The organism is Pseudomonas sp. RIT288 (assembly GCF_000631985.1).
In the GTDB taxonomy this organism is placed as follows: Bacteria; Pseudomonadota; Gammaproteobacteria; order Pseudomonadales; family Pseudomonadaceae; genus Aquipseudomonas.
Map to the genome: position 1 here is coordinate 121820 of NZ_JFYN01000005.1, position 18920 is coordinate 140739.

General features: G+C 60.8%; 16 protein-coding genes and 1 pseudogene. 7 read left to right on the forward strand and 10 right to left on the reverse strand.

The genetic code is table 11. The features are described from left to right. Nucleotides 1-125 precede the first annotated feature (125 nt). From gatB to BW33_RS06530, 4 genes are all read left to right on the forward strand, one after another. The gene (gene gatB, locus BW33_RS06515) at nt 126-1571 is read left to right on the forward strand and encodes an Asp-tRNA(Asn)/Glu-tRNA(Gln) amidotransferase subunit GatB (protein WP_047597859.1); all 1446 of its coding nucleotides are present in this window, start codon (nt 126-128) and stop codon (nt 1569-1571) included. Between the two features lie 191 nt (nt 1572-1762). Next, on the forward strand, nt 1763-2137 hold the full coding sequence (locus BW33_RS06520; protein ID WP_047597860.1) for a septal ring lytic transglycosylase RlpA family protein: 375 nt from the start codon (nt 1763-1765) through the stop codon (nt 2135-2137). Nucleotides 2138-2183: 46 nt separating this feature from the next. Continuing rightward, a complete protein-coding gene (locus BW33_RS06525; RefSeq protein ID WP_047597861.1) occupies nt 2184-3245 on the forward strand; it encodes a calcium/sodium antiporter in 1062 nt (353 codons plus the stop codon). After that, nucleotides 3242-3622, forward strand: a complete 381-nt coding sequence (locus BW33_RS06530; protein ID WP_003221648.1) for a carboxymuconolactone decarboxylase family protein — start codon at nt 3242-3244, stop codon at nt 3620-3622. The genes BW33_RS06525 and BW33_RS06530 overlap by 4 nt, the downstream gene beginning before the upstream one ends. A 109-nt stretch (nt 3623-3731) precedes the next feature. Here BW33_RS06530 and BW33_RS06535 read toward each other — a convergent pair whose 3' ends face one another. From BW33_RS06535 to kdgD, 5 genes and pseudogenes are all read right to left on the reverse strand, one after another. Next, nucleotides 3732-4673 carry an AEC family transporter gene (locus tag BW33_RS06535; RefSeq protein ID WP_047597863.1) on the reverse strand — a complete coding sequence of 314 codons (942 nt, stop codon included), beginning with the start codon at nt 4671-4673 and terminating at the stop codon, nt 3732-3734. A 152-nt stretch (nt 4674-4825) separates the two neighbouring features. Beyond that, nucleotides 4826-6379, reverse strand: a complete 1554-nt coding sequence (garD, locus tag BW33_RS06540; RefSeq protein WP_047597865.1) for a galactarate dehydratase — start codon at nt 6377-6379, stop codon at nt 4826-4828. An 11-nt stretch (nt 6380-6390) separates the two neighbouring features. After that, nucleotides 6391-7785, reverse strand: a pseudogene (locus tag BW33_RS06545) (MFS transporter); the annotation flags it as partial. A 143-nt stretch (nt 7786-7928) separates the two neighbouring features. After that, nucleotides 7929-9374: an aldehyde dehydrogenase family protein gene (locus tag BW33_RS06550; RefSeq protein ID WP_047597867.1), complete on the reverse strand. Its 1446-nt coding sequence runs from the start codon at nt 9372-9374 to the stop codon at nt 7929-7931. Between the two features lie 60 nt (nt 9375-9434). Further along, entirely contained in the window at nt 9435-10346 is a 912-nt protein-coding gene (kdgD, locus tag BW33_RS06555) for a 5-dehydro-4-deoxyglucarate dehydratase (protein ID WP_007981458.1), read from the reverse strand. Between the two features lie 237 nt (nt 10347-10583). Between kdgD and BW33_RS06560 the strand changes: the two genes are divergently transcribed. Then, nucleotides 10584-11897, forward strand: coding sequence for a hypothetical protein (locus tag BW33_RS06560; RefSeq protein ID WP_047597868.1), 1314 nt, complete (start codon nt 10584-10586; stop codon nt 11895-11897). Between the two features lie 2 nt (nt 11898-11899). Further along, nucleotides 11900-12088 carry a hypothetical protein gene (locus tag BW33_RS06565; protein ID WP_047597869.1) on the forward strand — a complete coding sequence of 63 codons (189 nt, stop codon included), beginning with the start codon at nt 11900-11902 and terminating at the stop codon, nt 12086-12088. 143 nt (nt 12089-12231) lie between these two features. Here the strand turns inward: BW33_RS06565 and BW33_RS06570 are convergent, their stop codons facing one another. The 4 genes from BW33_RS06570 to BW33_RS06585 all read right to left on the reverse strand — a co-directional run bounded on the left by BW33_RS06570 (nt 12232) and on the right by BW33_RS06585 (nt 16793). After that, nucleotides 12232-12981: a FadR/GntR family transcriptional regulator gene (locus tag BW33_RS06570; RefSeq protein ID WP_041072876.1), complete on the reverse strand. Its 750-nt coding sequence runs from the start codon at nt 12979-12981 to the stop codon at nt 12232-12234. A gap of 172 nt (nt 12982-13153) precedes the next feature. Further along, nucleotides 13154-14881 carry an ABC transporter ATP-binding protein/permease gene (locus BW33_RS06575; protein ID WP_047597870.1) on the reverse strand — a complete coding sequence of 576 codons (1728 nt, stop codon included), beginning with the start codon at nt 14879-14881 and terminating at the stop codon, nt 13154-13156. Nucleotides 14882-14977: 96 nt separating this feature from the next. Then, entirely contained in the window at nt 14978-15538 is a 561-nt protein-coding gene (locus tag BW33_RS06580; RefSeq protein ID WP_003221630.1) for a response regulator transcription factor, read from the reverse strand. Continuing rightward, nucleotides 15531-16793 carry an ATP-binding protein gene (locus tag BW33_RS06585; protein WP_047597872.1) on the reverse strand — a complete coding sequence of 421 codons (1263 nt, stop codon included), beginning with the start codon at nt 16791-16793 and terminating at the stop codon, nt 15531-15533. Before BW33_RS06585 ends, BW33_RS06580 begins: the two co-directional genes overlap by 8 nt. A gap of 313 nt (nt 16794-17106) precedes the next feature. Here BW33_RS06585 and BW33_RS06590 point away from each other — a divergent pair, with 313 nt between their 5' ends. Then, nucleotides 17107-17826 (forward strand): SIMPL domain-containing protein, encoded by a 720-nt coding sequence (locus BW33_RS06590; RefSeq protein WP_047597873.1) that lies wholly within the window; start codon nt 17107-17109, stop codon nt 17824-17826. A gap of 169 nt (nt 17827-17995) precedes the next feature. On the opposite strand, the gene BW33_RS06595 is transcribed toward BW33_RS06590, so the two are convergent. Next, nucleotides 17996-18355: a DUF6124 family protein gene (locus BW33_RS06595; protein WP_047597875.1), complete on the reverse strand. Its 360-nt coding sequence runs from the start codon at nt 18353-18355 to the stop codon at nt 17996-17998. Nucleotides 18356-18920 lie beyond the last annotated feature (565 nt).

Below are 18920 nucleotides of genomic sequence, written 5' to 3' on the forward strand. Positions count from 1 at the left end.
TGCGTTGAAAACTGGCTCGTAATGCTCATTGACTAAAGTCAACTCCGCTTACTCGCCAGTTTTCGCCTTGCCTTACCTTCGCTCGCGACGTTTCAAAATCCCCAGCAAAAGGCTAGGAGACACACATGCAATGGGAAGTCGTGATCGGGCTGGAGATTCACACTCAGCTCACTACCCGGTCGAAAATCTTTTCCGGTAGTTCCACCCAGTTCGGCTCTGAGCCGAACACCCAGGCCAGCCTGATCGACCTGGGCATGCCCGGCGTGTTGCCGGTGCTGAACCAGGAAGCGGTGCGCATGGCGGTGATGTTCGGTCTGGCGATTGACGCCGAGATCGGTCAGCACAACGTGTTCGCGCGTAAAAACTACTTCTACCCGGACCTGCCGAAGGGCTACCAGATCAGCCAGATGGAGTTGCCGATCGTCGGCAAGGGCCACCTGGACATCGCGCTGGAAGACGGCACCGTCAAACGTGTCGGCATCACCCGCGCGCATCTGGAAGAAGACGCTGGCAAGAGCCTGCACGAAGAATTCAACGGTGCCACCGGTATCGACCTGAACCGTGCCGGCACGCCGCTGCTGGAAATCGTTTCCGAGCCGGACATGCGTAGCGCCAAGGAAGCCGTGGCTTACGTCAAGGCGATCCACGCGTTGGTACGTTATCTGGGTATTTGCGACGGCAACATGGCCGAAGGTTCGCTGCGTTGCGACTGCAACGTCTCGGTACGCCCGAAAGGCCAGGTCGAGTTCGGCACCCGCTGCGAGATCAAGAACGTCAACTCGTTCCGTTTCATCGAGAAGGCTATCAACTCCGAGATCCAGCGTCAGATCGAGCTGATCGAAGACGGCGGCAAAGTGATCCAGCAGACCCGTCTGTACGATCCGAACAAGGACGAGACCCGTCCGATGCGTTCCAAAGAGGAAGCCAACGACTACCGTTACTTCCCCGACCCGGATCTGCTGCCGGTGGTCATCGAAGAGTCGTTCCTCGGCGAGGTGCGCGCCACCCTGCCGGAACTGCCACCGCAAAAACGCGAGCGTTTCCAGAGCCAGTTCGGTCTGTCGGCCTACGACGCCAACGTGCTGGCCACCAGCCGTGAACAAGCGGATTATTTCGAGAAAGTCGCAGCCATCGGCGGCGACGCCAAACTGGCGGCGAACTGGGTGATGGTCGAGTTGGGCAGCCTGCTCAACAAGCAAGGCCTGGACATCGACGAGTCGCCGGTTTCCGCTGAACTGTTGGGCGGCATGTTGCAGCGCATCAAGGACAAGACCATCTCCGGCAAGATCGCCAAAGTGGTGTTCGAAGCGATGGCCAACGGCGAAGGCACGGCGGACGAGATCATCGACAAGCGCGGTCTGAAGCAAGTGACCGACAGCGGCGCGATCTCGGCGGTACTGGACGAAATGCTCGCGGCCAACGCCGAGCAGGTCGAGCAATACCGCGCGGCTGATGAAGCCAAGCGCGGCAAGATGTTCGGCTTCTTCGTCGGTCAGGCCATGAAGGCTTCGAAAGGCAAAGCCAACCCGCAGCAAGTGAACGAACTGCTGAAAAGCAAGCTCGAAGGCTGACCACAATGGAGCCAGCATTTGTTACTGGCTCTGATCCCCTGTGGCGAGGGAGCTTGCTCCCGCTGGTCTGCGCAGCAGCCCCAAGTCGGCAATCGCACTCTTTCAGAAAGAATGCGGTTGCTGGTTTTGCGACCGCTTCGCGGCCGAGCGGGAGCAAGCTCCCTCGCCACAATTATTCTGGGAGCTTTCGAATGAAACGTCTGCTCGGCGCCTGCGCCCTGCTCTCCTTGCTCGCCGGTTGCGCCAGCAACGACATCATCGACCCGCACGGTTACGACCAGACCGGTGTCGCCTCCTATTACGGTGCCAAGCACCACGGTAAACGCACCGCCAGTGGCGAGCCGTTCAACCAGAATTCCCTGACCGCCGCCCACCGCCAATTGCCATTCGGCACACGGGTGAAGGTCACCAACCTGAAAAACGACAAATCCTGCGTTGTGCGCATCAACGATCGTGGCCCGCACACCCGTGGCCGCTTGATCGATGTCTCGCGTGAAGCTGCCGAACGCCTCGGCATGCTCGGCAGCGGCACGGCGCGGGTGCGCATACAGGCCCTCGACGACTGATGGAGCGCTGACCATTTTTGCTCTAGCCGACTTACCGCTGATCAACGTGATCGAGCTGCTCAGCGGCCTGATCCTGCTGATCCTCGGCGCCGAACTGATGGTGCGCGCCGCTGTGCGTCTGGCCGCGCGCCTGCATGTGCGACCGCTGATCATCGGTCTGACCATCGTCGCCCTCGGCAGCAGCGCCCCTCAGATGGCGGTCAGTCTGCAAGCGACCCTGACGCACAACCCCGACATCGCCGTCGGCAGCGTGATCGGCAGCAGTATCTTCAACATCCTCGTGACCCTTGGTCTGTCGGCGCTGATCATTCCGCTGCGGGTCTCGCGGCAACTGGTGCGTCTGGATATTCCACTGATGATCGGCGCCAGCCTGCTGGTGTTCGTCCTCGCCTGGAACGAACAGATCGGTCGCTTCGACGGCGTGCTGTTGCTCGCGGCACTGGCGTTGTATCTGGGCCTGCTGCTGCGCCAGTCGCGGCACTCGGCGCGCCCGCATTCGGAGTTGCAGCAAGCCCCGCAGGTGCCGTGGTTCAGCAGTCTGCTGATGATCGTTGTCGGCCTCGCGCTGCTGGTGTTCGCCGGGCATTTGCTGCTCGGTGCAGCGGTGGCGGTGGCGACGGATCTGGGCTTCTCCGAGCGGGTGATCGGCCTGACCGTGGTCGCGGTCGGCACCTCGCTGCCGGAACTCGCTACCTCGCTGATCGCGGCATTGCGCGGGCAACGCGATATCGCCGTGGGCAACGTGATTGGCGCCAACCTGTTCAACCTGCTCGGGGTGCTCGGGGTCACTGCATTGATCGCACCGACGCCGTTGTCGGTCTCGCCCAACGCGCTGGATTTCGACTTGCCGGTGATGCTCGGCGTCGCCGCGCTGTGCCTGCCGGTGTTCTATTCCGGCTACCGTGTGACCCGCGCCGAAGGTTTACTGTTGCTCGGTTTGTACGCGGCTTACGGACTGCACGTGGTGTCGTTCACCACCGGCATGCCGCTGGCCGGCAAACTGGAAAAGTTGATGCTGTTCTACGTGCTGCCGACGCTGCTGGCGTTTCTGTTGTTCACGTCCGTACGCGCCTGGCGCCGCCAACACCACAAGAGGGATGTGCCATGACCGATTCGCAGAAAACCGGGGTTGAAATCCGCCGTCAGGTAATGGGCGATGCGTTCGTTGATCGCGCGCTGGGCAACGCCACCGAATTCACTCAGCCGTTGCAGGATTTCGTCAATGAACATGCTTGGGGCGGCGTGTGGAATCGTGAAGGTCTGCCGCTGAAAACCCGCAGCCTGATCACCCTTGCTGCGCTGACCGCGTTGAAGTGCCCGCAGGAACTGAAAGGCCACGTGCGTGGCGCGCTGAACAATGGCTGCACGGTCGAGGAGATTCGCGAGGCGCTGCTGCATTGCGCGGTGTACGCCGGCGTGCCGGCGGCGATTGATGCGTTTCGCGCGGCGCAGGAAGTGATCGACAGTTACCAGAAACCCGAGTGATCGAACTGACGCTTTCGCGAGCAGGCTCGCTCCCACATTTGGAATGCATTTCCCTGTGGGAGCGAGCCTGCTCGCGAAGAGGCCCTTTCCGCCACTGAAGATCTGTCAGTCAGATCCACCCACCCCACTGCAACAGAAAGATCCCGATATTGGTGGTCACCGCCGCCATCAGCGTGGTCAGCACAATGATCGCCGCCGCCAGCTCATGATTGCCTTGCGCCGCCCGGGCCATGACGAAACTGGCCGCCGCCGTCGGGCTGCCGAAGTACAGAAACAGAATCCCCAGTTCCGCGCCACGAAAGCCCCACAGCCACGCGCCGAGCGTCGCCAGCACCGGCAGGCCGATCATCTTCACCAGACTCGAACTCAGCGCCATGCTGCCGCTCTTGCGCAGCGCCGCCAATGACAGCGTGCCACCGATGCAGATCAGCGCCAGCGGCAAGGTGGTTTGCGCCAGATACTGGCCGGAGGTTTCCAGCCAGCCCGGCAGGCTGATCTGGAAATAGGCGAACGGCGCCGCCGCAATCACGCTGATGATCAGCGGGTTGCTGAACACGCTTTTGCAGATGCTCCACGGATCGGACTTGATCACCGGGCTGTACACCGCGAGCACGACGGTCGACAGGGTGTTGTAAAACAGGATCACCAGCGCCGCGAGAATCGCTCCGAGGGAAATCCCGTAGTCGCCGTACATGCTCGCCGCCAGCGCCAGACCAATCACCCCGTTGTTGCCGCGAAACGCGCCCTGGGTGTAGATGCCGCGATCTTCGCGCGGGCACTTGATGATCGCCCAGCCCCAGGCCAGGGCAAAACTCACCAGCGTGGCGACTGCAAAATAGATCAGCAGCGCCGGTTGCAGCGCGGCGTGCAGATCCGCATGCAGGATCCCGAGAAACAGCAGCGCCGGCATGCTGACGTTGAACACCAGCGCCGAGGCGGTGTGGATGAAGTTGTCGTTGATCCAGTCGATGCGCTTGAGCAATACCCCGAGGAACAGCATGGCGAATACCGGCGCGGTGATGTTCAAGGTTTCGAGGAAGATTGCCAGCATGCCGGGGGAGCCTTTGGGTGAGCGTCGTCAGGGCTTAATGATAAGCCACTGAGTTGCTATTGAAGATCAAAAGATCGCAGCCTGCGACGGCTCCTACAGTGAAATTCGCATTTCCCTGTAGGAGCTGCCGCAGGCTGCGATCTTTTTTGACCTCAGGTAATCGGCGCCGGATTGAACAGGGTGATGTCGTTATGCAGCTTGTGCTTCTCCGCCCACGTCTGCTGCTTGCCGCTCGCCACATCCAGATAGTAGTGGAACAACTCCCAGCCCAATTCCTCGATGGTCGCGCGCCCAGTGGCAATCCGACCGGCATCGATGTCGATCAGGTCCGGCCAGCGCTGCGCCAGCTCGGTGCGGGTCGAGACCTTGACCACTGGCGCCATCGCCAATCCATACGGCGTGCCACGCCCGGTGGTGAACACATGCAGGTTCATGCCCGCTGCCAACTGCAAGGTGCCGCAGACAAAATCACTGGCCGGGGTCGCACAGAAAATCAAACCCTTCTGCTTGAAACGCTCGCCCGGGCCGAGCACGCCATTGATCGCGCTGCTGCCGGACTTGACGATCGAGCCCAGCGACTTCTCGACAATGTTCGACAACCCGCCCTTCTTGTTGCCCGGCGTAGTGTTGGCACTGCGATCCGCTTCACCTTTGGCCAGGTAACGGTCATACCAGTCCATCTCGCGCACCAGTTCCTGCGCCACGGTCTGGGTCTCGGCACGGGAGGTCAGCAGATAGATCGCATCGCGCACTTCGGTGACTTCGGAAAACATCACCGTCGCCCCGGCGCGCAGCAGCAAGTCCGAGGCATAACCCAGCGCCGGGTTGGCGGTGATTCCGGAGAACGCATCGCTGCCGCCGCACTGCATGCCGAGGATCAGCTCGGACGCTGGCACGGTTTCGCGACGGCGCTGGTCGAGCTTCTTCAACCGGACTTCGGCCAGCGCCATGATCTGCTCGATCATCTCGGTGAAACCGTGACTGGAATCCTGCAGGCGATACAGCCATGGCTCGCTGAGATCGACCGAAGCGTCGTCCTCGTGCATCACCTGCCCGGCCTGCAATTTCTCGCAGCCCAGACTGATCACCAGTGCTTCGCCACCCAGGTTCGGGTTGCGCGCCAGATTGCGCACGGTTCGGATCGGGATGTAGGCGTCGGTGGCGGTAATCGCCACGCCGCAGCCGTAACTGTGGGTCAGCGCCACCACGTCATCGACGTGCGAATACTTCGGCAGCAACTCGTCCTTGATGCGTTTCACCGCGTGATCGAGCACGCCGGTCACGCACTGCACCGTGGTGGTGATCCCGAGGATGTTGCGCGTACCGACGGTGCCGTCAGCGTTGCGATAACCCTCGAACGTAAAGCCTTCCAGCGGGGCCTGCGCGGCCGGCACTTCGGTGGACAGCGGCAAGCTGTCCAGCGGCGGCGCGGTCGGCATGCGCAGTTGATCTTCCTTGACCCAGCTGCCACGCGGAATCGGCTGCAACGCGTAGCCGATGATCTGGCCGTAGCGAACCACCTGGCCGCCCTCGGGAATGTCCTCGAGGGTGACCTTGTGGCTCTGCGGCACAAAATCCACGGTCACCAGACCGTCCGGAAACTCGGTGCCGGCCGGCACGCCCTGGTCGTTGACCACAATCACTACATTGTCCCGCTCGTGCAGGCGGATGTAGCGCGGCGAGTCGGAATGTTCAATCAACTGCATGACGCCGCTCCTCAGGAATGCGCTTGAGACAATTTGCCGGTGATTTCAGAACCACCGTTGGTTGGCGGCTCTTTGAGCACCACACGTTTGATCGGGCCGACAATCACCAGGTAGCTGAACACCGCGACCAGTGCGTTGGCACCGACGAACACCAACGCCCACTTGAACGAACCGGTGGAGCTGATGATGTAGCCAATCACGATCGGCGTGGTAATCGAGGCGATGTTGCCGAAGGTGTTGAACAGGCCGCCGCTCAAACCGGCGATCTGCTTCGGCGAAGTGTCGGACACCACCGCCCAACCCAATGCGCCAACGCCCTTGCCGAAGAAGGCCAGCGCCATGAAGCCAACCACCATCCATTCAACATCGACATAGTTGCAAGCGACGATGCTGCTCGACACCAGCAGCCCGGCGATGATCGGTGCCTTGCGGGCGAAGGTCAGCGAATGCCCTTTGCGCAGCAAGTAATCGGAAATCACCCCGCCAAGCACACCACCGATGAAACCGCAGATTGCCGGCAGCGAGGCGATGAAACCAGCCTTGAGAATGGTCATGCCACGCTCTTGCACCAGATACACCGGAAACCAGGTCAGGAAGAAATAGGTGATGCCGTTGATGCAGTACTGGCCCAGATATACACCGAGCATCATGCGGTTGGTCAGCAGCTGACGGATGTAATCCCACTTCGGCCCGTCGGCTTTTTTGCCTTGCTTGACGTCCATGTCGACCATGCCGCCGTTGTCGGCGATGAACTGCACTTCGGCTTCGTTGGCCAGCGGATGTTGACGCGGGCTGTGGATAACCTTCAACCAGACCAGGGAGAAGATGATGCCAAGAATGCCCATGACGATAAACACGTGCTCCCAGCCGAAGCGATACACGATCCAGCCCATCAGCGGTGCGAACAACACGGTGGCGAAGTATTGCGCCGAGTTGAAGATCGCCGAGGCGGTGCCGCGTTCCGCCGTCGGGAACCAGGCGGCCACGATGCGTGCATTACCGGGGAACGATGGCGCCTCGGCCAGGCCCACCAGAAAGCGCAGCATGAACAGCGCAACGATCGCCGTGGACATGCCGAACTCACCGACAAAGCCTTGCAGCACGGTGAACAGCGACCAGGTGAAAATGCTCAGGGCATAGACTTTTTTCGAGCCGAAGCGATCGAGCAGCCAGCCACCGGGAATCTGCCCGGCAACATAGGCCCAACCGAAAGCGGAGAAGATGTAACCGAGGGTGACCGCGTCGATACCGAGGTCTTTTTGCAGGCTGGAACCGGCGATTGCGATGGTCGCGCGGTCAGCGTAGTTGATCGTGGTCACCAGAAACAGCATGAGCAGGATCAAATAGCGGACGTGAGTCGGCTTGGACGATTGCATGTAGATGTACTCCCACTGATTATTTTTATGCGCGGGTGAATCTTCTTTGGTCTTGCATTTATTCCCTGTAGGAGCTGCCGAAGGCTGCGATCTTTTGATCTTCAAAAGCAAAGATCGCAGCCTTCGGCAGCTCCTACAGGGGGGCGGTGTCGGGGTCGACACCGCGTGCTCCTTCAGGAACCGATGTAGCTGGTCTTCACGACCGTGTAGAACTCTTGCGCATAGCGCCCTTGCTCACGTGAGCCATAGGATGAACCCTTACGGCCACCGAACGGAACGTGATAATCGACACCGGCGGTCGGCAGGTTGACCATCACCATCCCGGCTTGCGAATGGCGCTTGAAGTGGTTGGCGTACTTCAGCGACGTGGTGGCGATGCCGGCCGACAGACCGAACTCGGTGTCGTTGGCCATCGCCAGCGCCGCCTCGTAATCGGCCACGCGAACGACGTTGGCCACCGGGCCGAAAATCTCTTCACGGCTGATGCGCATCGAGGCTTCGCTGTCGGCAAACAGCGTCGGCGCGAGGAAGTAGCCTTCGGTGTCGCAGGTCACCAGACCACCGCCGCTGACCAGACGCGCACCCTCGGACTGGCCGATGTCGATGTACTTCATGTCCTGTTCAAGCTGCGCCTGGGAAACCACCGGACCAATATCGGTGCCGGATTTCAGCGCGTGGCCGACCTTGATCGACTGCATGCGCTCAGCCATGGCCTCGACGAATTTGTCGTGAATCCCGGCGGTGACGATCAAGCGGCTCGACGCCGTGCAACGCTGGCCGGTGGAGTAGAACGCGCTCTGCACCGAGAGCTCGACCGCTTGTTTGAGGTCGGCGTCGTCGAGAATGATCTGCGGGTTCTTGCCGCCCATTTCCAGCTGCACCTTGGCCTGGCGCGACACGCAGTTGACTGCGATCTGCCGACCCACGCCGACCGAACCGGTGAAGCTGATGCCATCGACTTTCGGGCTGTTGACCAGCGCTTCGCCGACTACGCGACCACTGCCCATCACCAGGTTGAACACGCCGGCAGGGAAACCTGCGCGGGAGATGATTTCCGCCAGTGCCCAGGCGCAGCCCGGCACCAGATCCGCCGGTTTCAGCACCACGCAGTTGCCGTAGGCCAGGGCCGGGGCGATCTTCCACGCCGGGATGGCAATCGGGAAGTTCCACGGGGTGATCAGGCCGACCACGCCGAGGGCTTCGCGCGTCACTTCAACATTGACGCCCGGCCGCACCGACGGCACGTAGTCGCCGGACAGACGCAGGCATTCACCGGCGAAGAACTTGAAGATGTTGCCGGCGCGGGTCACTTCGCCGATGGCTTCGGGCAGGGTCTTGCCCTCTTCCCGGGCCAGCAGGGTGCCGAGTTCTTCGCGACGAGCGAGGATTTCCGTGCCGATTTTATCCAGTGAATCGTGACGGGCCTGAATGCCGGACGTCGACCACGCCGGGAACGCGGCGCGGGCCGCATCGATGGCGGCGTTAACCTGAGTCAGGTCAGCCTTGGCGTAGTCGCCAATGGTGTCGCTCAACTCGGACGGGTTGATGTTCGCCGAGTAATCGGCACCGGCGACCCATTCACCGTTGATGTAGTTGTCGTAACGCTTGGAAGCAGCCACAGAAAATTCTCCTCTCTACGCAAAAGCCGCTGATTGCTCAGCGGCCTCTTGGGTCGGTGTTTATTGCGCGCCTTGCTTGTCGATCAGCGCAGCGAGCATTTCGTACTCTTCGCCGGTCAGGTCGGTCAGCGGCGCCCGCACCGGACCTGCGTCATAGCCGGCGATCTTGGCTCCCGCCTTGACGATGCTCACGGCGTAACCGGCCTTGCGGTTGCGAATGTCGAGGTACGGCAGGAAGAAGTCGTCGATGATCTTGCCGACGGTGGCGTGATCTTCGCGAGCAATGGCGTGGTAGAAATCCATCGCGGTTTTCGGGATGAAGTTGAACACCGCCGAGGAGTAGACCGGCACGCCCAGCGCCTTATAGGCGGCGGCGTAGACTTCGGCAGTCGGCAGGCCGCCGAGGTAGCTGAAGCGATCACCGAGGCGGCGACGGATCGACACCATCAACTCGATATCGCCCAGACCGTCCTTGTAGCCGATCAGGTTCGGGCAGCGCTCGGCCAGACGTTCCAGCAGTGGCGCGGTCAGGCGGCAGACGTTGCGGTTGTAGACCACCACACCGATGTTCACCGATTTGCACACCGCTTCAACGTGGGCGGCAACGCCGTCCTGGCTGGCTTCGGTCAGGTAATGCGGCAGCAGCAACAGGCCTTTGGCGCCCAGACGCTCGGCTTCCTGGGCGTACTCGATGGCTTGACGGGTCGAGCCGCCGACGCCGGCCAGAATCGGCACACTGGTCGCGCAGGTATCGACTGCAGTCTTGATGATTTCCGAGTATTCGCTGGCTGCCAGGGAGAAGAACTCACCGGTGCCGCCGGCGGCGAACAATGCCGACGCGCCGTACGGGGCCAGCCATTCCAGACGCTTGATGTAGCCAGCGCGATTGAAATCGCCCTGGGCATTGAAATCGGTGACCGGGAACGACAGCAGACCGGCGGAGAGGATGGACTTCAGTTCTTGTGGATTCATTTTTCGAACACCCTGGGTAGCAACATTTTTTGTGAGTTTTATGGTTCAGCCAGCGCTGAAGTTGTAGGTCATCGTACAACTTAAAAGATAACCGTCAACTGCATTTCATCGCTGCCCCGCACTTTTTGTCGGACAAGACTCGTTCTTGACGTAGGAAAAATCTGGGCTAGGCTCGATTTAACTGTATATCCATACAGCTAAAAATAAATCCACCGACGACATATCAAGGAGCCAGAAATGTCCGGACTTCACGCAAAACCACAGGAAAGACCCAAGCCGGTCATCGCCCGTTTCGATGATCTTTTCACGATCAATGGCCTCCACTTCAGCGCCGACAATCCGCATCTGCTGCTGCACATCGCCGACGCCCACAGCGATGTCGACCCGGCCACCGGCCTCGCCGGCAAAGCCTTGAGCATTCGACCGCCACTGCGCTTCGAAGGCGCGGAACACACGGCCATCGGCGACAACACCTTGCTGCGCTTCAGCGAAAACGCCGAACCGATTCGCGCGCAAAACGTGCCCTTGCACTTGCCCAACGGTCTTGCGCTGACCTACGGCCAGGTGGTGGCGCTGGCTGGAGATTTCTACGGCGTGGTTGATCGACCGATCAACGAAGGCGCGACCCCGGCCGATCGCCTGAACCGTTTCAAAGCCGCCTTCGACTCTCTCGCCGTGCTGCCGGACTCCCGCGCCGAGGCCACACAGATTCTCGCGGTCATGCAAAAAGAGATCGACGCGGTTAAACAGGCGATCAAAGACGGTAAACCAGCGCACGACGCCTACGACGCGCTCGGAGATACGTTGTCCGAAGAGTGGAACAAGATCACCGGTGGTGGCAGTTTTGTCTCCGCGCTGTTCCCGCTCGGGCGTTATCTGAAACTGGCGGCGAACAACGCCGACCACTTCGGCGAATGGGCCAGACTGGCCTACATCGCCGGGCACACCGCCGCCCTGCAAACCGCGGTCGCGGCCCGCGCCACTCACGATGCACAACAACTGGAACGGGCCTACGCGATGAACGCGTTCGCCGATCACTTTCTCACCGACCTGTTCTCTGCCGGCCACCTGCGGGTGCCGCGTAAAGAGATGGCGGCGGTGGTCACGCCGAGCGATCTCGGCTCGCTGGTAACCCGTTTCATGCACGACGAGGACAGCAAATTCGGCCTCAAGGTGCGCAACGCTCATGGCGATCAATGGCGCGCCTACGGCGACAAACGCTACTTCGACGCCAGCGATGCGGACAACCGCACCCAGGTCAATCTGGCGGTGCAGGCCTCGGCGGATGAAATCTTCGCCGCCTACCTCAGCGGCATCGTGCCCGCCCCTTCGACGTTTGCCGCGCTGCAACGGCTGCCGGATCTGACGGCGGTGCTGAATCTTTCCAGCAATTTCTCGCCGCTGTTCCGCGTCGAGGGCGGCAAGGTGCTGCGGCGCAAAGACGTGAACAACCTCAACGACACCGCCACAATCGATGACTGGTGGGGCTGGAGCACCTACCTGCTGCTCAAGGACTACCACCCGACGGGCAACGTCAATCAAGGAGAATGAGCATGACGATCACATTGAAACTGGAACTGGCGTCGGGGCAGTCGCTGCAAGGCGCACCGCTGGAGTTGCTGGCGGATGGCAAGCCAATTGCGCGAGGGGTTGTGAATCAATCAGGCGAGGTGGCGTTTGTTGCCAGGCCGGGGAAAGCGCAACTGGCGGTGAGGGTGGATCGCTCGATATTGCCGCGCTGAATTCACCGGCCCCTTCGCGAGCAGGCTCACTCCGACACAAAGATGTGATGAACACTGGGTGTGTGAACGACATCAATCATTGCAGGAGTGAGCCTGTTCGCGATAGCGGTGTATCAGCCCACATCTGACTCAGGCCTGCGGATTCATCCGCGCTGCGCCTGCGCCTCTTCATGCGCCTGACGCAACCGCTCACGGCTGTTGGTCAGGTGCAGGCGCATCGCCGCCCGCGCCGCATCGGCATCCTGACGGGCAATCGCCTCGTAGATTTCCTCGTGCTCACGGCTCAGGCGGTTCATGTAGTGCTGCTGATCATCGTGGGCCAGGCGCGCCGAGTTCAACCGCGTACGCGGAATGATGCTGGTGCCCAGGTGGGTCATGATGTCGGTGAAATAGCGGTTGCCGGTGGACAGGGCGATTTCCAGGTGGAAAGCGAAATCCGAGGCCACCGCATCACTGGCGTGGGCCACGCTGTCGTTCAGCGCATCGAGGGCGGCACGCATGGTCGCCAGTTGCTCGGGGCTGCGGCGTTGCGCGGCGAGGCCGGCAGACTCCACTTCCAGACTGATGCGCAACTCCAGAATCGCCAGCACATCACGCAGGGTGACGACCGTGGCCGGGTCGATGCGAAAACCGCTGGGGCTCGGCGTGTCGAGCACGAAGGTGCCGATGCCGTGGCGGGTTTCCACCTGGCCGGCGGCCTGCAACCGGGAAATTGCCTCGCGCACCACGGTGCGGCTGACGCCATGCTCCTGCATGATCGCCGACTCGGTGGGCAATTTGTCGCCGCGCTTGAGCAGACCGTCGCGGATCTGTTCGGTCAGCACCGTCACCAGCTCCTGGGCCAGGCTGCGGCGCTTGCGTGGGAGGCGTGGGGTGTCGATCGGGTTTTCCATAGTTAACGTCTGGTCTCGAAAATTCGGCTTGGTGAGCATCATAGCTCAGGCGGGTTGTACGATCACCGTCGAGTCAAAACACCGCCCCTGCCGCAGGCTGCGATCTTTTGATCTTAAAAACAACATCAAAAGATCGCAGACTGCGGCAGCTCCTGCAGGGGCATTGTGGTGTTTAAGCGGTCACGGCCTGTTCTACCAGATGCCCGCTGTCGATCCGCACATGCCGTGGATGGAAGCGTTTCAGGCTGCTGCGGTGGCCGACGCTGACGATGCTCAGGCCCGGCAACTGATCGATCAGCACCTGATACAGCGTCGCTTCGTCCTCTTCATCCATCGCCGACGTCGCTTCGTCCATGTACAGCCATTGTGGTGCGTAAAGCATGGCACGGGCGAAGGCCAGGCGTTGCTGCTCACCCGGCGACAGCATGCGCTGCCAGTGATTGGCTTCATCCAGGCGTGCGACCAGATGCGGCAGACGGCAAGTCTCCAGCACCTGCGCGTAACGCTCCGTCGCGTAGGTGTCGCCCGGTTGTGGATAACTCAAGGCCTCGCGCAGGGTGCCGATCGGCAGATACGGCTTCTGCGGCAGGAACAGATAACGCGCCGCCGGCAGGCGAATATTGCCGTGGCCCGCTGGCCACAAATGCCCCATCGCCCGCAGCAACGTGGACTTGCCGCTGCCGGAACGACCGCTGAGCATCACCCGCTCGCCCGGCTCCACCGTCATGTCGGCGTTGGTCAGCAGGTGACGACCATCGGCCAGATCCAGGCCAAGGTTGTGCACTTGTAATTCACTGCCCTGATTCTGCACATCGATGGCCGGAACGCGCTGCTCGTTATCGGTCATGGCCTGACGGAAGCTCAGCAGACGATCACAGGTGGCGCGCCAGGACGCGAGGCTCTGATACGCACTGATGAACCAGCTGAAGCTCTCCTGGACATTGCCGAACGCCGAGCTGATCTGCATCAGCTCACCGAGCTCGATCTTGCCGGCAAGGTAACGCGGCGACGCAACGATAAACGGGAAAATGATCGCAGCCTGGCTGTAACCGGCGGTGAAGAAAGTCAGACGCTTGGACACTTTCATGATGTCCCAGAAGTTATGCCAGACATTGCCGAAGCGGCCGCTCAAGCGGCGATTTTCGTTCGGCTCGCCGTTATACAACGCGATGCTCTCGGCATTCTCGCGAATCCGCACCATGGAAAAACGCAGGTCGGCTTCGAAGCGTTGTTGTTGGTTGTTCAGGCCGATCAAGCGACGACCGATCAAATGCGTCAGCCAACTGCCCACCACGGCGTAGACCAGCACGCACCAGAACATGTAGCCGGGAATGGTGACGCCATAGACTTCAATGCTGCCCGACACGCCCCACAGAATGATCGAGAACGACACCAGGCTGACGATATTGCGCAGCAGGCCAATCCCCAGCTCAAGGGTATTGGAGGTGAAGTTGTTGAGGTCTTCGGAAATCCGCTGGTCCGGGTTATCGGTGTAACCGCCCTGCTCCAGCTGATAGTAATTCTTGTCGGCGAGCCAACGGGAGAAATGCTTTTCGGTGAGCCAGGCCCGCCAGCGAATCGTCAGCATCTGGGTCAGATACAGCCGGTACACGGCACCGACAATCGCCACCGCTGCAATCGCGCAGAAATACAGAATCAGTTGCCAGAACGCCGCTTCATCTTTCTTCTGCAGCGCGTTGTAGAAATCCTTGTACCAGGTGTTGAACCACACCGAGATCCCCACGCTGAGCAACGACAGCGCGATCACGGCGATCAGCAATGTCCAGGCCTTGCCCTTCTCTTCACTGCGCCAGTAAGGCGTGATGATCCCCCACACCTTGCGAAAAAACTGCCCGCGCACAGCATCGTTGACCGCGGAATATTCAGCGTTCTGATTCATGAAAAAGGCTCGATAAAGAAAAGAACAGACACGCACCGATCATAGATGATCGGTGCGCGTTATCGCGAGAGCTGGCGATGGCCGTTCAGCGCAGGTTCAGCGACGAACCGGACGCTTCTGCAGTTTGCGCTGCAGGGTACGGCGGTGCATGCCCAGGGCGCGGGCAGTGGCGGAGATATTGCCTTCGTGCTCGGTCAGCACACGCTGGATGTGCTCCCACTGCAGACGGTCAACCGACATCGGGTTTTCCGGCACCAGGCTGTCGAGGTCGGCGTGCTCGGAGAGCAGCGCGGCCAGTACGTCGTCGGCGTCGGCCGGTTTGCACAGGTAGTTGCAGGCGCCGCGCTTGATCGCTTCGACCGCGGTGGCAATGCTCGAATAACCGGTGAGGATCACCACGCGCATTTCCGGGTCCAGTTCCAGCAGCTTGGGCAGCAGCACCAGACCGGAGTCGCCGTCCATTTTCAGGTCCAGCGCGGCGTAGTCCGGCAGATCGGCCTGGGCGATGGTCAGGCCTTCCTCGGCGGAACCGGCAGTGCTGACGCGAAAGCCACGGCGGGCCATGGCACGGGCCATCACTCGGGTGAAGGTCGCGTCGTCGTCGACCAGCAGCAAATGCGGCAGTTCTTCGCCTTCGACTTGGATTTCGTCACTCATGTTGGTCTCCTCGGGCGCCGTGGGGCAGGCGCAGCTCGGTGAGCGTGCCGCCTTCCTCATGACTATAGAGTTTCACTGAGCCGCCGGCGCGTGTCACGCTGGCCTTGCTCAAAAACAGGCCCAGGCCGAAACCTTTGCCCTTGGTGGTAAAAAACGGTTTGCCGATCTGCTCGGCGATGGCCAGCGGCACACCGGCGCCGTGGTCACGAATGCTGATGGTCAAGGTTTCCGCATCCCAGTCCAGCGTCACCTGGAGATTTTCCGGGCAAGCGTCGGCGGCGTTGTTCAGCAGATTGAGCAGCGCCTGGGTCAGATCCGGCGGCGGTGCCATGCGCGGGACTGCGCCCTGGCCGAGACGCTGGAAGCGATAACTGGCTTCCGGACGCATCAGGTGCCAGCGGTTCAGCGCTTCGTCGAGCCATTGGGTGACGTCCTGCATCTCCACCGCCATACGCCGGTTGGCTTCGGCGGCGCGCACCAGTTGCTGCAAGGTTTCTTTGCACAGTTTGACCTGATCCTGCAGCACCTTCAGATCGTCCTGCAGCATCGCGTCGGGGTGATCCTGCTGCATCTCCTTGAGCAACACGCTCATGGTCGCCAGCGGCGTGCCGAGTTCATGCGCGGCGCCGGCCGCCTGGGTGGCGACGGCGAGCAATTGCTGATCGCGCAGGCCTTCTTCGCGACGAATCGCGCGCAACTCTTCCTGACGACGCAGCTCTTCGGCCATGCGCGCAGCGAAGAACGTGATCACCGCAGCAGCGAGGGCGAAGCTCAGCCACATGCCGTAAATCTGCAGGTTCTCGCGGGCCACCGGCAGGGTTTCCAGCGGGTAGAAACGTGTGAGCATCACGGTGTACAGCGCCAGCGCGATGCCGGACAGAATCACCGAATAACGCCATGGCAGCGTCACCGCCGCGATGGTCAGCGGCACCAGATAATAGGAAACGAACGGGTTGGTCGAACCGCCGGAGAAATACAGCAACGCACTGTGGATCACCAGATCGCACGCCAGTTGCAGCGCATATTCGAGTTCAGTCACCGGCCACGATGTACGCAGCCGCACAGCAGTGAACACGCACAGCAGAATCGAGCAGCCGAGGGTCATCGCCAGTTGCACCCACGGCAACGGCAGCAGTTGCAGCCAGTAGGCCAGGCCAACAGAACCGGCCTGTGCGGCAAGCACCAGGGTGCGAATGAAAGTCAGCCGCCAGAGGTTCTGGCGAGTGGCGGAAGTCAGTTGTACGGGGGCGAGCATGAGCTCTCCTGATGAGCGCTCCAGGCGGATCGCACGGAGTATAACCAAGCCGCGGCTTTGAGAGGCGAAAGTGCGGCAAATGACCACATGGCGAAAACAATTTCGGCGGCTATGAGGACGCCTTCGCGAGCAGGCTCGCTCCTACAGGGGAATGCATTTCAAAAGTGGGAGCGAGCCTGCTCGCGGATGGCTGCGCAGCAGCCCCGGCTATCTGTATAGAAGTTGTAACTGGGCGAACCGGAGCATAAAAGCTAGAGTCTGATGGTTTCACGCAGGGACGAACCAACACCTGCGCATTATTCAAGGAGCTTTCATGCACACCTTTCGCCGCAGCGCCGCCCTTCTCGCCCTGACCGTCGGCAGTATCGCCAGCCTTCCGGCGCTGGCTGCCGATGAGCTGCACTACAATCAGATTTCCCTGCGCGCCGAAGTCAGCCAGGAAGTCGCCCGCGACCTGATGATCGTGACGCTCTACACCGAAGAGCAAAACACCGACCCGGCCAAACTCGCCGCCGACGTCAGCACCACCATGAACAAGGCACTGGCCCAGGCCAAGCAAATCAAAGACATCACCCTGCGCCAGGGCAGCCGCAACAGCTACCCGATCTACGACACCAAGGGCCAGAAAATCACCGGCTGGCGTGAACGCGCCGAACTGCGCCTGGAAAGCGCCGACTTCGCCGCCCTGTCCAAACTCACCGGCGAACTGCTGACCGACCTGAAAATGGGCGGCATGGACTTCGCCATCGCCGAACCAACCCGCAAGGCCAGCGAAGACCAACTGCTCAAGGAAGCCGTCAGCGCCTTCAAGGCCCGCGCGCAACTGGCCACCGATGCACTGGGCGGCAAGGGCTACAAAATCGTCAACCTGAACCTCAACAGCAACGGCTTCCCACAACCGTACATGCGCGCCCCGATGATGATGAAAGCCGCCGGCATGGCGGATTCGGCACCGGTCACGCCGGAAGTTGAAGCCGGCACCAGCCAGGTCAGCCTGACCGCCGATGGCTCGATTGAAGTGCTGATGCAGTGAATTGATATGGGCTGAATGAAAAACCGGCGATCAGAGGATGATCGCCGGTTTTTTTGTGCCTGGATTTTTGCAGACTCATCTGGCGCCATCGCGAGCAGGCTCACTCCTACAGGGGTAATCCATACCAAATGTGGGAGCGAGCCTGCTCGCGAAGAACGATGACGCGGTCTCAGGCTTGTGGATCAACCCGATCCAGCACCCGATTCACCGCCAGCTCGGCCAGCATGATGATCTGCTGAATCGCCAGCGCCGTATTGCGCTGCGGGCGACTGAGCTGATCGGCGAAATCACTGGCCATGGTGTTGGCCGACGCCAGGGACTCACAGGCATGCGCCAGCAGACTTTCGGTGTCGATGCCCGGATGGACGAGGAACATCGAACTGGGTGGACGCGGTTTTGCAGCTTCGGGGCTGAGGTAGAAGTCGAGGGCGCGCTTGATCGCTTCGCGGTTTTTTGCGAGGTCTTCGGCGTGGAGGGCTTCGGTGAGTGGGGTTGTTTCTGGAGGGGGATCGGGGACTGGCTTGGACATTGATAGCGTTCCTAATCAATAGCCATTCACTCGCCGTTTCTCACGCGGCGGAGTGGTGGCAGCAATGTGCGGGGTGAGAAACCGGTAGGAACAAGCCCGGCCGGACCGAAGCCCGCCCGCACACAGCCGCCATAGAACATTGCAGCAGCAGAAATGCCGGCGGCAATTATGGTGGTACTGATTGTGGATTAACAGTTCCTACGGGTTCTCACACCCGATCGCTGAATCTTCAGCGACATCTAAAGGCTAGAGAGCTGACGTCCGAGGGACAACCTGAAAACCTTGTGGGAAGGTTCTGGTTTGCTCACACACTTTTAAACACAACCCCACACACTGTAGGAGCTGCCGAAGGCTGCGATCTTTTGACTTTGACGTTGGCTCTGGCTCTCACAACTCAAAAGCAAGATCAAAAGATCGCAGCCTTCGGCAGCTCCTACAGGGGGACCGGGTTCAGTCAGTCAGAGACAGGTCGGCTGTCAGGCCGCCATCGCCAGCAAGCCAGCTCCCACAGAAGAGCAAAAGCAAAAATCAAGATCAAAAGATCGCAGCCTGCGGCAGCTCCTAC

Bases quoted from the DNA above. Each gene is read 5' to 3' on its own strand.
- gatB (WP_047597859.1), top strand. From the start codon at position 126: ATGCAATGGGAAGTCGTGATCGGGCTGGAGATTCACACTCAGCTCACT.
- BW33_RS06520 (WP_047597860.1), top strand. From the start codon at position 1,763: ATGAAACGTCTGCTCGGCGCCTGCGCCCTGCTCTCCTTGCTCGCCGGT.
- BW33_RS06530 (WP_003221648.1), top strand. From the start codon at position 3,242: ATGACCGATTCGCAGAAAACCGGGGTTGAAATCCGCCGTCAGGTAATG.
- BW33_RS06535 (WP_047597863.1), bottom strand. From the start codon at position 4,673: ATGCTGGCAATCTTCCTCGAAACCTTGAACATCACCGCGCCGGTATTC.
- garD (WP_047597865.1), bottom strand. From the start codon at position 6,379: ATGCAGTTGATTGAACATTCCGACTCGCCGCGCTACATCCGCCTGCAC.
- kdgD (WP_007981458.1), bottom strand. From the start codon at position 10,346: ATGAATCCACAAGAACTGAAGTCCATCCTCTCCGCCGGTCTGCTGTCG.
- BW33_RS06560 (WP_047597868.1), top strand. From the start codon at position 10,584: ATGTCCGGACTTCACGCAAAACCACAGGAAAGACCCAAGCCGGTCATC.
- BW33_RS06565 (WP_047597869.1), top strand. From the start codon at position 11,900: ATGACGATCACATTGAAACTGGAACTGGCGTCGGGGCAGTCGCTGCAA.
- BW33_RS06570 (WP_041072876.1), bottom strand. From the start codon at position 12,981: ATGGAAAACCCGATCGACACCCCACGCCTCCCACGCAAGCGCCGCAGC.
- BW33_RS06575 (WP_047597870.1), bottom strand. From the start codon at position 14,881: ATGAATCAGAACGCTGAATATTCCGCGGTCAACGATGCTGTGCGCGGG.
- BW33_RS06580 (WP_003221630.1), bottom strand. From the start codon at position 15,538: ATGAGTGACGAAATCCAAGTCGAAGGCGAAGAACTGCCGCATTTGCTG.
- BW33_RS06585 (WP_047597872.1), bottom strand. From the start codon at position 16,793: ATGCTCGCCCCCGTACAACTGACTTCCGCCACTCGCCAGAACCTCTGG.
- BW33_RS06590 (WP_047597873.1), top strand. From the start codon at position 17,107: ATGCACACCTTTCGCCGCAGCGCCGCCCTTCTCGCCCTGACCGTCGGC.
- BW33_RS06595 (WP_047597875.1), bottom strand. From the start codon at position 18,355: ATGTCCAAGCCAGTCCCCGATCCCCCTCCAGAAACAACCCCACTCACC.